Source organism: Klebsiella sp. 7-CIP_Kleb. (assembly GCF_050378655.1).
GTDB classification, from domain to species: domain Bacteria; phylum Pseudomonadota; class Gammaproteobacteria; order Enterobacterales; family Enterobacteriaceae; genus Klebsiella; species Klebsiella quasipneumoniae.
Genome location: NZ_JBNRLJ010000001.1, coordinates 327,987 through 339,525 on the forward strand (window position 1 = coordinate 327,987; position 11,539 = coordinate 339,525).

Below are 11,539 nucleotides of genomic sequence, written 5' to 3' on the forward strand. Positions count from 1 at the left end.
AGTCTGTTAACTGAAAACGGAGAACAACATGACGACACTCAGCGAACCGTTGGTTACCCCGAAATATGGCAAATGGCGCCAGCTGGTGCTGGGCTTGATCTGTATGGCCGCCATCTCCAGCCCGCAATATGTCTGGACGCTGCTGACGAAACCCCTGGCCGCCAGGCTGGGCGTCGGTCTGCCCGAGCTGCAGGTCACCTTCTCGCTGCTGATCATCCTTCAGACCTTCTTTTCGCCCTTTCAGGGGCGGTTAGTGGAAAAATTTGGCCCACGGCGGCTGATCGCTATCGGCACTGTGATGGCCGGAATGAGCTGGGTGCTTTCTGCGCAGGTGAAGGGCCTGGCGACGCTGTGGCTGGTTTATGGCTGCATGGGCGGCCTCGGGACCGGGATCGTCTATATCGGCGTTGTCGGCCTGATGGTTAAATGGTTCCCAAAGCAGCGGGGTTTTGCCGCCGGCGCGGTGGCGGCGGGCTACGGGATGGGGGCGATCATAACCACTTTCCCCATCTCCCTGTCGCTGACCACTAACGGCCTTGAACACACGCTGACAACTTTCGGGATCCTGTTCGCCCTCGTCGGCTTCCTCGCCAGTCAGGGGCTGAAGCTGCCGCCGCCTGCTGTCTCCCTGCCCGTCAGCCAGACCGTGGCGCAGAGCAGCAGATCGTTTACCTCCCGGGAAATGCTGCGCCAGCCGCTGTTCTGGCTGATGTTTGCCATGATGGCAATGATGTCGACTTCCGGGCTGATGGTCACCTCGCAGATGGCGGTGTTCGCCGAGGACTTCGGCATTAGCCAGGCGGTGGTGTTTGGCATGGCGGCGCTGCCGCTGGCGTTAACGATAGACCGCTTCACCAACGGCTTAACCCGGCCGCTGTTTGGTTTTATTTCCGACCGCTTCGGCCGCGAGCAAACCATGTTTATCGCCTTTGCGCTGGAGGGAGTGGCGATGACGCTCTGGCTGGCGTGCCGGGAAGATCCGCTGCTGTTTGTCCTGCTCTCCGGGGTGGTGTTCTTTGGCTGGGGGGAAATCTTCTCGCTCTTTCCGTCGACGCTCACCGATACGTTCGGCAGCGAAAATGCCGCCAGCAACTATGGCTGGTTGTATATTTCGCAGGGCATCGGGTCCATCTTCGGCGGTCCGCTGGCGGCGCTGCTCTATCAGTACACCCACGGCTGGCATGTGGTTTTCAGCTGCGCGATTGGTCTGGATTTTATCACCGCCGCCCTCGCGCTGTGGGTGCTAAAACCGTGGCGCGCGCGCTTTATCCGCCAGCATAGCTGATCGCCCGGCCGGACAGAAGTGACGGCCATGCCGTCACTTCACTGATATTCGCTGCGCAGCAGCGCGTACAGATACTCATCGCCCCACTCGCCTTTAAAAAAGATATTCTGCCGGTAATGCGCCTCGCGACGAAAGCCCAGCCCTTCGAGGAGTTTGATCGCCCCGGTATTGCGAGTGTCTACCACCGCTATCAGCCGGTGATGGGCTAACTGCTCAAAGAGTAAGGCTATCACCGCCCGCATGGCTTCCCGGGCATACCCCTGATGCTGATATGCCGGGGAAAAGGTCATCCCCAGCTCGGCCTGTCTGCCCCGATCGAAAAAATGGATCCCCACATCTCCCGCCAGCGCACCGTTGGCCTGGATCGCTACGGCAAGCTGGAACCAGCTTTCATCCTCAGCAAAGGCCAGCGAACGCTGTTGTTCATAGAAGGCTGTCGCCTCTGTCATGCTGTAGTGGGTCCAGCTCTGAAAGCGGGCCACCTCCGGCAGGTTGCGATAATGGCTGAAAGACGGCAGATCTTCCGTTCTGAACCGGCGCAGCAGCAGCCGGGCCGTGGTCAGGGGTAACATCATCTCTTCTCTTCTTCCTGGTGAGCCGGGCAATAGCGCGCCATCTTAACCTGCGCAGCCTGGCGCTGCCAGGCTCATGGCGGTGCCTCATCCCAGCGATAGATTTTGGTGGTGGCCAGCGCCAGCATGGCGAAATCTTCCGGCGTATCGCCGTAGGCGAAGATCTCCTCGTAATCGGCCAGGGAGTAGTTCGCCAGGATACGCGCCTTTTTGGCCAGGCCGCTGCAGTCTCCCCCCTGATACTTTCCGGTCGCTGCCCCGTTTTGAAATTCCACTTCGCTGCACAGCAGCTCAAGATTATGCTGCTGGCACCACGGTCGAAGATAGACATCCAGCGAGGCTGAAACCACCACCACGGTGTCCCCTCTCGCCTGATGCCAGGCTATGCGCTGCATCGCGTTCTCCCGCAGTGTATGGGGAATAAATACCTGGCTATGATCGTTCCCGCGCTGCAGGATCTCAGGTTGCGATTTCCCGGCAAAAGCATAATGAAATACTTTTTGCCGGATGGCAGAGGCGGAAAGCCAGCCCATTTTCCAGGCGAGAATATACGGCAACAGCCGCAATTTGCCCTGACGAATGGCTTTCGCATCGAGGGACTGATAAATAAAAGGGGTAAACGTATCTTCGTGGGTGATCGTGCCATCGAAGTCAAAAAAGGCAATGTTCTTCTTCATCCTTGTAACCTTATACAGACACACCGGCGCCGCTAAGGTGCGGCTGATTTACTTTTTCCCCGCCTGGCGGCAATATCCGGCATAATGCACCGCTGTCGCAGGACGGCCGTGTCTCCGGCCGTCGTGACAGCGAACCAGTCGACAGGAAAACGCATGAAGCCAAAACAAGCGGACATTCTCCGCCACGCCAGCGCGCTGTTTAATCGCGAAGGATATCAGTCCCCCAGCATCGAGCGGATTGCTGAGCATGCCGGCATCTCCAAAATGACCTTCTACCGCTACTATGCCGATAAAGAGGCGCTCATTCTGGCTATCCTCCGGCAAAAAGAGAGCGAGTTTATGCAGGATCTCACGCAGATCACCGCGGATAAAGCCACCGCGCGGGAGAAGCTGTTCGCCGTGTTCGACTACTATCAGTGCTGGTTGACCTGCGAAACGTTCCACGGCTGCATGTTCACCCGCGCGCTATTCGAATATGGCGCGTCATCGCCGGCGATCCGGGAGCAGTGCTCCCGGTTCAAGTCGCGCCTGTGGCAGTTTTTCCGCGATATCCTGACTCTGGTATTAAAACCAGAGCCTGCCGAACGGGTCGCTATGATGATGGTGATGCTCATCGATGGCGCCATCGCCGCCCAGCAGGCCGAGTCCGCCGAATGCCGGGAGATCCCGCCGGGGACGACCGCCTGGAGCGCGGCCAAAGCGCTTATTTACTCAGAAGGCGGTACGCTGTGAGATGATGCGCTGCCGTCCAGCGACTGCAGCGCCGCCAGCAGACCATCATAGTAATCGTTGCAGGTTTGCAGGCGCAGCGCGGCGCCAAAGTAGACCTCCTCCATCGCCGCCGGATGTTTTTTGCCAATCTGCACAATCACATTGTTCAGCCAACCGTCCGCATGGCCGATATCGACCGTGATATGTTCGGCATAGTAATGCACGTCGCGATCGGAAAGCCCAATCCGCCGACAGCCCGCCACCAGTTTTTCATACTGCGGCGGGTCGAGCAGTTCGGTCATCGCCATCACTCCCAGCGATTTGTAGTAATGCTGACGATTTACGCCGCCGACCATAAAGGCGTTATACCCGGCCAGCCCCTGCCACTCGTACAGATGGGCAAAATGGTTGTCCGGTAAGGCGATATTCCGCCGCTTCAGTAAATCCTTATACAGATTGACGTGGGTGATCTCAGTGCTGCCCTGACCTATCTCATCCCACAGATTCTGGGCAATCTCGGCGCGGGTTTCCGGCAACGAGCCCACCAGCCCCATCGCCACCAGATCGAAGAAAAGCAGATTCAGCGCGCTGTCGCTTTTGAAGAAATAGTCGATCTGCGCGGCGGAGGCCTCGCTGGCAAGGAAATCGAACAGCGGATGATGAGACGCCGGGTGCTGCTGGCATAGAGCGCGCAGTTCGTCGACGATATTGCCGGCATTGAGCACCGGTCTCTGGCGATGGAAACGTTTGCTTTCCGCCCGCAGCCACTCAGACTCAATGTAATTTCGGATCCCGGAGAGCAGTGGATGAAACTGATTGGCAGCCGCCGGCGAGAGCGGGTCGGCAAGCCAGGACTGATAGAGGATGAACAGCGCATGGTGCGCGCGCTTTTTGGCCTGCGGGTCGTCAGCGGAGAAGGCGCGGATGCAGATATTCTCAGCCAGATGCCAGGCTCTGTCGGCGACCTGCGGATTGGCCGTCAACTTCAGCGACAGCGCGTTACTGTGCAGAAGCTGGTCAATTAACTCATCCAGCGCCAGCCTGGCCATCACCGCGGTTTGGTCACGACCAATGACCCCATTGTCGGTATTACGCATGAATTTATCCCTGTGAAATGCATGGCGACTATACGGTATAGTACCGCTCACAATGCGGCAACGTAAATTTCATTCATATTACTAACATTCTGTTTGTTAAAGAATTTAAACAAAACAAACAAAAACCACTAAAATATTATTGATATTATAAAAATAATAACGTTACCATCCAGTACAGTGACAAACGACACAAGGAATCACTATGCCCTATCTGTTACTGACGCTGGCCGCCCTGTTCTGGGGGGGGAATTACGTTGTCGGTCACGTGCTGGTTCAGGGCGTGGATCCGATCCTGATGACCGAAGCGCGGTGGGCGCTGACGGCGCTGCTGCTGGGCCTGCTCTACCGCCGGCAGATTGCTGACAGTCGTCACCTGCTGCGGGAAAACGCCCCGGCGGTGCTGGTGCTCACCCTGTGCGGTCAGGTCAGTTTCCCGCTCACGCTCTATATCGGTCTGCAAACTACCTCCGCCCTCAACGCCGCCATCTATATGTCCGCCACGCCGAGCATGGTGCTGCTGATTAACCGGCTGATTTTTCGCGACCCGGTATCGGCCCGCAACTGGCTGGGGGTGGTCTTCAGCACTCTTGGCGTGATGATCCTCTTATTCCAGGGGGATCCGCTGCATGCCGCCTCGCTGCATACTTTTTCCGTCGGCGATTTGTGGGCGATGAGTTCGGCGCTGAGCTGGGCTCTCTATTGTTCGCTGTTACGTCTGAAGGACCGCCGCATCCCGGCGAATGGCTTTGTCGCCGTCAGTTCGCTGCTCGGCGCCCTGCTCCTGCTGCCAATCGTCGCCTTCTGGCTGATGCGCCACCCGGCGCAGGACTGGACCGCCTGGCGCGAGCCGTTTTTCCTTAGCGGTCTGGCTTATCTGGTGATTTTCCCGTCGTGGCTGGCCTATCTTTTCTGGAATAAAGGTATCGCTACGATTGGCGCCACGCGGGGGGAGATTTACACCCATATCATCCCGCTCTCCGGCGGGGTATTGAGCATCCTCTTCCTGCATACCCAGCCGCATGCCTGGCACCTGTTCAGCGCGCTGTTCATTATGCTGGGGATTGGCATCTGCTCGCTGGAGAAACGCCAGGCGGCGACGGTTCGCCTGCGCGGTTAGCTTGTCTGCCGGGCGTCTGACAACGCCCGGCGTCAGCACTTAACGGCTGGTGGAGAGCGGCTGGTGAGGCGCCGTCCCGGCGGGTTGCGTCATCCGGCCCTCGCGGCCAAAGAAGGTCAGAATGGTAATGACGATCGCCACCGTCCCGGCCACCAGGGCCATAGCCAGGCCGTAGTTATGCCCGTGGTGCTGGGCAATGGAGGCCTGCAGGGTGGCATTCACCGAGGCCAGCAGATTCCCCAACTGATAGACGAAGCCGGGCAGCACTGCCCGGGTGTTGGCCGGAACCAGTTCGTTGAGCCAGGTAGGGATCACCCCCCAGGCGCCCTGCACCATAAACTGCATCAGAAACGCCCCGGCCCCCAGCGCCAGCGAGCCGCTGGCGAAAGCCCACAGCGGGATCACCGGCAGCGCCAGCAGGGCGGCGCTCATAATCGCTTTGCGCCGGCCAATCTTCTCCGACAGCGAGCCGAAGAAAACCCCGCCGATGATCGAGGCGATGTTGTAGCACACCGCGATAATGCTGACCGTTTTAGGCTCGAAGCCATGCTGGACTTTCAAAAAGACCGGGTAGAGATCCTGCGTCCCGTGGGAGAAGAAGTTAAAGGCCGCCATCAGCACCACCAGGTACAGGCACAGCTTCCAGTGGCTACGCAACACCGGCAGCAGAGCCGTGCTCGCTTTACTCTGCCGTGCCGCCAGCCAGACCGGGGACTCCTCGACGCAGAAATAGATAAACGGCAACAGCAGCACTGGGGCGGCGCCAATGACAAACATCCCGCGCCAGCCGAGCTGTGTAAACAACAGCCCGTAGGCCACGGCCGCCAGCAGATAGCCGAAAGGATACCCCGCCTGGAACAGACCGGACATCAGGCCGCGCGAGCGGTCAGGGATCGTCTCCATCGCCAGCGACGAAGCCACGCCCCAGATCCCGCCCATCGCCACGCCGTACAGTACCCGCAGCAGAAAAAACAGCATCAACGACGGCGCCGCGGCGGAGAGCAGCTCAAAGGCGGAGAAGAAAACGATGTTGAGCATCAGGATCGGTTTGCGGCCAAACTTTTCCGCCGCCCTGCCGAAGATCAGCGCGCCAACGGGCCGCACGGCCAGGGTCAGCAGAATCGCCAGGGTGACCTCTTCAAGGTCGACGTGAAACGAGTGGGCGATATCGCTCAGTAAAAAAACCAACAGGAAAAAGTCGAAAGCATCGAGCGTCCAGCTTAAAAAACTGGCGATCGCCGCGTTGCGCTGTCGTGAAGTCCAGCCGTGCATCTTGTCATCCCTATCCCGACGGCGTTGCCGGGAGCTTGCGCGGCGTCCGGCAGAGCAGGCTGGTGCCACCGCTTGTGTAAATTGTTTGTATAGAAAGTTGCTCTTTTGTTAATTACACCCCTTTTCCAGCCGTCGGCAAGTTTATTAGCACGCTAATTTGTTTCAAATTGCGTGCGACGGCCCACCGGTTCGCTAATTTTCGACCAGAATTAAGGGCAGGCTGGCTTCAGTGCACTGCCCCAGATGCCGCATCCACCCACAGGAAGGGAGAGAATCATGAAGAGAATCGCCATCGTCGGCGCCGGGCCGACGGGGATTTACACCTTGTATGAACTGGTGAAGCGTGGTGAGCCGCTATCGATCGCGCTGTTTGAAAAAGAGGCGCAGGCCGGGGTGGGTATGCCCTATAGCGACGATAATACCGCGGCGCAGATGCTGGCCAATATTGCCAGCATTGAGATCCCCCCTATTGACCTGACCTATCTGCAATGGCTGCAGCAGCAGAGCGACGACTGGCTGGCGGCGCGCGGTCTTGAACGGCAGGCTCTGCATGAGCGCCAGTTTCTGCCGCGGGTGATCCTCGGCGAGTACTACCGCGACCGCTTTCTATATCTTGTGCAACGGGCCAGAGACGCCGGCTTCGTGGTGAGCGTCTGCGAGTCCTGTGAGGTCACAGATATTGCGGTGCAGCCCGTCGGGATCGCCATCCACACCGACGGCGCGGCACAGCCGGTAATGGTCGATCTGGTGGTGATTGCCACCGGCCATTTGTGGCCTGAAGAAGAACGCGCCAGCCGGCAGTACTTCCCCAGTCCGTGGACCGGCCTGATGGAGGCCCGCATCGCCCCCTGTCGGGTCGGGATCCTCGGGACCTCCTTAAGCGCGATTGATGCCGCCGTGGCGGTAGTGGCCCGCCACGGCGTTTTCCATACTGAGCACGACAAAACCACCCATTTTTCCCTGCATCCCGGCAGCGACGCGCTGGAGATCACGCTGATGTCACGTAACGGCGTGCTGCCGGAGGCCGATTTTTACTGCCCGATCCCGTGGGAGCCGCTGGAGATAGCCACCCCCGCCGCCCTTGAGGCGGCCGTCGCTGAGGGCTGCGACGGCCTGCTGGATCGGGTGTTCCAGCTGATCGTCCATGAGCTGGAATATGCCGCCCCGGCCTGGTGCGAGGCGACGGGGCTGCGCCAGCTGACGCCTGACAGCATCGCCGACGCCTGGTTTGCCGACCGTCTCACCCATGACCCCTTCCAGTGGGCGCAGCACAATCTGCAGGAGGTGGAGCGCAATAAGCGCGAGCGCCACACGGTGCCCTGGCGCTATGCCATTCTCCGCCTGCACGAGGCGATTGAAACCGTGGTGCCGCAGCTCAACGACGAGGACAGCCGTCGCTTCCGCCAGGGGCTCGCCCGCGTGTTTATTGATAACTACGCTGCGATCCCGCCGGAGTCCATTCGCCGGTTGCTGGCCCTGCATCAGGCGGGCATTCTGCGAATTGTGGCGCTCGGCGAGGATTACGAGCTGCAGCGCGAGTCTGACCGGACGCTGATTGTCCATCATCAGCAGCGCTGTGAATTCGATGTCTTTATCGATGCCCGCGGACAGAAAGCATTGAAAACCCGGGATCTGCCCTTTCCTTCACTGCGCCAGCAGCTGCTGGCCTGCGGCGACGCTATTCCTGACGTTGGCGATGACTACACGCTGCAGGCGCCGGAGGCCGTGCGCGGCCGGGTCGCCTTCGGCGCTCTTCCCTGGCTGATGCACGATCGCCCCTTTGTCCAGGGGCTGACGGCCAGCGCCGAGATTGGCAGCGCAATGGCCCGCGCGGTCTCCCAGCAGGCAACTGGCCGGCGGCGTCGTCTCTGGTTTATCGAATAGCAGGACGTTTAAACGCAATATCCGAATAAAGGGGGGCCAGCAGGCGTGCTATAAACAGTGGCTGTTCGCCCCCGTGCAAGACCACGTCTAACATTTACGAGGTACTCATGAGTCATCTTTTTAGCGCGACGCGTATTGGTCAGTTGACGCTGGATAACCGTATCGTTATCGCCCCCATGTGTCAGTATTCTGCCGACGAGGGGAAGGCAACCTCCTGGCACCGGATCCACCTCGGGCAGCTGGCGTTCTCCGGCGCCGGCCTGTTAATTCTGGAAGCCACGGCAGTAGAGCCGGCGGGACGTATCTCGCCTGGGGATCTGGGGCTGTGGGATGATGAAACCGAAAACGCCCTGCGTGCCGTGGTGGAGGATATCCGGGCCTGGTCACCGATCCCTCTGGGGATCCAGCTGGGGCATGCCGGGCGCAAGGCCTCCTGCGCGGCCCCCTGGCAGGGTGGCCATCAGCTGGCGCTCAACCAGGGCGGCTGGCAGACCGTCGCCCCCTCCGCGGTGGCGTTTCACGACGGCGACCGCGCCCCGGCCGAGCTGAGCCATGCCGATCTGGCACGCATCAAAGCGGCCTTTGTCGCCAGCGCGTTGCGCGCCCAACGCCTGGGCTTTGAGCTGATTGAGCTGCACGCCGCTCACGGCTATCTGCTGCACCAGTTTCTTTCACCGCTCAGCAATCAGCGCCGTGACGAGTATGGCGGTTCGCTGGAAAACCGAATGCGCTATCCGCTGGAAGTGTTTAAGGCAATCCGCGAGGCGGTGGGCAACGCCATGGCGGTGGGCGTCAGGTTGTCGGCGACCGACTGGGTTGAAGGCGGCTGGGACGGCGAGCAGTCCATTCAGTTCAGCCAGCAGCTGGAAGCGCTGGGCAGCGACTATATCCATGTCTCCAGCGGCGGTTTGTCGCCGCAGCAGGCCATCACCGTCGGTCCGGGCTACCAGTTGCCTTTCGCCCGCGACATTCGCGAGCAGGTAGCCATCCCGGTGATTGGCGTAGGGCTGATCACCGACCCGCAGCAGGCGGAAGCGGCGCTGGAGAATGGCGATGCCGACCTGATCGCCCTCGCCCGCGCGGTGCTCTACGATCCGCACTGGCCATGGCACGCTGCCGCCAGCCTCGGCGCCCAGGTTCGCGTTCCTTCGCAATATCTGCGCTCCGAGCCACACGGCCTGAAAGGCACCCTGCTGCCAAACCGTTGAACCCGCGGCGGGCATAAAAAAGGGGTATCGTAAGATACCCCTCAGCAGGATGTTATTGCGGTCCATATGCCGGGCGGCGTCGTCTTGCCCGGCCTACAAAAGGGTGATGCCCGGTCATTGCGCAGCCAACCCGCCCCCTGCGTAGGCCCGCGCAAGCGCAGCGCCGCCGGGCAATCTATCAGGCTCCGCTCCCTATATTTCCGGGCGACGGCCCGGCAAACACCGCGAGTTACTGCTGGGCGGGCGGTGGCGTGGTGTTCTGTTTATCCTTCGCGATACTGTCCTGAATGGCTTTGGTTTTGCTCGCCGCTTCCGCCGAAAGCTGATTGGCGTCACCGATGGCGTTGTCTTTAATCTGACCCGCCTCTTTGACTATGCGGTCACTTTCCTGCTTTGCGTTCTGCTTCACCGCATCGGCCTGGGCTTTCGCCTGCTGGGCGATGGCATCCGCTTTCTTGTCCGCCTCCGCCTTGATGGCGCTGGCCTGATCCTTCAGACGATCGGCCTCGGCGTCGGCCTGGCTTTTCAGCGTATCAATTTGCTTATCCGCATCCTGCTTAATCGCCTGGGCTTTGTCCGCCGCGGCATCCTTCATCTGCTCCGCATTATCTTTGGCCTTATCCAGTTTGTTATCCACTTTCGACGCATCGTCGCAGCCAAACAGGGTCAGGCACAGGGCGGAAGCAAGCAGTGTTTTATTCCAGAGTTTCATCAGCATTCCCTTACAGGTTGAGTCATTATCCAGCCTTGTGATTTATTGCCTTAATAGCATTCACATTTTATATATAAACGCTCAGCCACCAGAGTCAAGGCGACACCGGTCGATCCAGCGTCGCCACCAGCCCCTGCAGCCACTCGGCAAACACCCGCACCTTATGCGAGAGATGCCGGTGCGGATAGAGCAGCGACAGTGGCCGACGCGGCGCCGGGAAGTCCGGCAGAATTTCTACCAGCTCCCCACTGTCGATATAGGGTTGTAGAAAGAATCGCATTCCCTGCAGCATGCCCAGCCCTGCCAGCCCGGCGGCGGTAAAAACTTCTGAGTTGTCCAGCACCAGTTTACCGGGGATGGCGATCTGCCTGATGCCCTCCGGGGTCTGGAATCGCCAGGGCATAATCTGTCGGCTGCTGCTGTTTACCCAGTTCACCGCCAGGTGCGACTGCAGTTCCTCCAGCGTGGCGGGCGCTCCATAGCGAGCCAGATACGCAGGACTCGCGCAGGTGGTTAACGCCACCTCCCCCAGCGAGCGCGCCACATAGTCGCCATCCTCCAGATCCCCCACCCGCAGCAGACAATCCAGGCCATCGCGCAGCATATCCCGGCGCACATCGGAGCTACTGAGGACAATTTCCACTTCCGGATGGGCCTGATAAAAATCCGCCAGATGCGGGATCACCAGCAGCCGCGCAAAAGCGATTGGCATATCGACGCGTAGCTGGCCGCGGATCGGCCGGTCCGGCGCGAACGACTCCAGCAGATCGTCGGCCTGGGAGAGCAGCGGTTTACTGCGCCGATAAAACTCTTCTCCTTCCGGCGTGAGATACAGGCGGCGGGTAGTGCGCTGCAGCAACCTGACACCGCTCTCCCGCTCCAGCTGCTGCAGCGCTTTGGTCACCGCCGGCCGGTGGATCTGCAAATTTTCCGCCGCCTGGGCAAAGCTACCGGCGTCGACGATTTCAATAAAGATTTTAATATTTTCAAACAGATTCATCTGC

The 11,539-nt window shown here is 59.9% G+C and carries 11 protein-coding genes; 5 read left to right on the forward strand and 6 right to left on the reverse strand.

The features are described from left to right. Nucleotides 1-28: 28 nt before the first annotated feature. Nucleotides 29-1,285, forward strand: a complete 1,257-nt coding sequence (gene oxlT / locus ACQUTI_RS01610; protein WP_108450425.1) for an oxalate/formate MFS antiporter — start codon at nucleotides 29-31, stop codon at nucleotides 1,283-1,285. A gap of 38 nt (nucleotides 1,286-1,323) precedes the next feature. Here oxlT and ACQUTI_RS01615 read toward each other — a convergent pair whose 3' ends face one another. Both ACQUTI_RS01615 and ACQUTI_RS01620 read right to left on the reverse strand, forming a co-directional pair. Further along, the gene (locus tag ACQUTI_RS01615; RefSeq protein WP_108450424.1) at nucleotides 1,324-1,860 is read right to left on the reverse strand and encodes a GNAT family N-acetyltransferase; all 537 of its coding nucleotides are present in this window, start codon (nucleotides 1,858-1,860) and stop codon (nucleotides 1,324-1,326) included. A 71-nt stretch (nucleotides 1,861-1,931) separates the two neighbouring features. Next, nucleotides 1,932-2,534: an HAD-IB family hydrolase gene (locus ACQUTI_RS01620; RefSeq protein ID WP_017900283.1), complete on the reverse strand. Its 603-nt coding sequence runs from the start codon at nucleotides 2,532-2,534 to the stop codon at nucleotides 1,932-1,934. Between the two features lie 153 nt (nucleotides 2,535-2,687). On the opposite strand from ACQUTI_RS01620, the gene ACQUTI_RS01625 reads away from it, so the two are divergent. Beyond that, the gene (locus ACQUTI_RS01625) at nucleotides 2,688-3,266 is read left to right on the forward strand and encodes a TetR/AcrR family transcriptional regulator (RefSeq protein WP_004205853.1); all 579 of its coding nucleotides are present in this window, start codon (nucleotides 2,688-2,690) and stop codon (nucleotides 3,264-3,266) included. Here ACQUTI_RS01625 and ACQUTI_RS01630 read toward each other — a convergent pair. Then, entirely contained in the window at nucleotides 3,242-4,342 is a 1,101-nt protein-coding gene (locus ACQUTI_RS01630; protein WP_108450422.1) for an iron-containing redox enzyme family protein, read from the reverse strand. The genes ACQUTI_RS01625 and ACQUTI_RS01630 overlap by 25 nt on opposite strands. A 202-nt stretch (nucleotides 4,343-4,544) precedes the next feature. Between ACQUTI_RS01630 and ACQUTI_RS01635 the strand changes: the two genes are divergently transcribed. Next, nucleotides 4,545-5,459: a DMT family transporter gene (locus ACQUTI_RS01635; protein ID WP_122542969.1), complete on the forward strand. Its 915-nt coding sequence runs from the start codon at nucleotides 4,545-4,547 to the stop codon at nucleotides 5,457-5,459. 39 nt (nucleotides 5,460-5,498) lie between these two features. Here the strand turns inward: ACQUTI_RS01635 and ACQUTI_RS01640 are convergent, their stop codons facing one another. Continuing rightward, nucleotides 5,499-6,731, reverse strand: a complete 1,233-nt coding sequence (locus ACQUTI_RS01640; protein ID WP_004205848.1) for an MFS transporter — start codon at nucleotides 6,729-6,731, stop codon at nucleotides 5,499-5,501. A gap of 276 nt (nucleotides 6,732-7,007) precedes the next feature. Here ACQUTI_RS01640 and ACQUTI_RS01645 point away from each other — a divergent pair, with 276 nt between their 5' ends. After that, on the forward strand, nucleotides 7,008-8,615 hold the full coding sequence (locus ACQUTI_RS01645) for an FAD-NAD(P)-binding protein (RefSeq protein WP_053810370.1): 1,608 nt from the start codon (nucleotides 7,008-7,010) through the stop codon (nucleotides 8,613-8,615). A 107-nt stretch (nucleotides 8,616-8,722) separates the two neighbouring features. Beyond that, a complete protein-coding gene (locus ACQUTI_RS01650) occupies nucleotides 8,723-9,823 on the forward strand; it encodes an NADH:flavin oxidoreductase/NADH oxidase (protein WP_023289748.1) in 1,101 nt (366 codons plus the stop codon). A gap of 229 nt (nucleotides 9,824-10,052) precedes the next feature. On the opposite strand, the gene ACQUTI_RS01655 is transcribed toward ACQUTI_RS01650, so the two are convergent. Both ACQUTI_RS01655 and ACQUTI_RS01660 read right to left on the reverse strand, forming a co-directional pair. Further along, complete coding sequence (locus tag ACQUTI_RS01655; protein ID WP_004205841.1) at nucleotides 10,053-10,541, reverse strand: hypothetical protein; 489 nt, start codon at nucleotides 10,539-10,541, stop codon at nucleotides 10,053-10,055. Between the two features lie 88 nt (nucleotides 10,542-10,629). Further along, nucleotides 10,630-11,535 carry a LysR family transcriptional regulator gene (locus tag ACQUTI_RS01660; RefSeq protein WP_072206860.1) on the reverse strand — a complete coding sequence of 302 codons (906 nt, stop codon included), beginning with the start codon at nucleotides 11,533-11,535 and terminating at the stop codon, nucleotides 10,630-10,632. Nucleotides 11,536-11,539 lie beyond the last annotated feature (4 nt).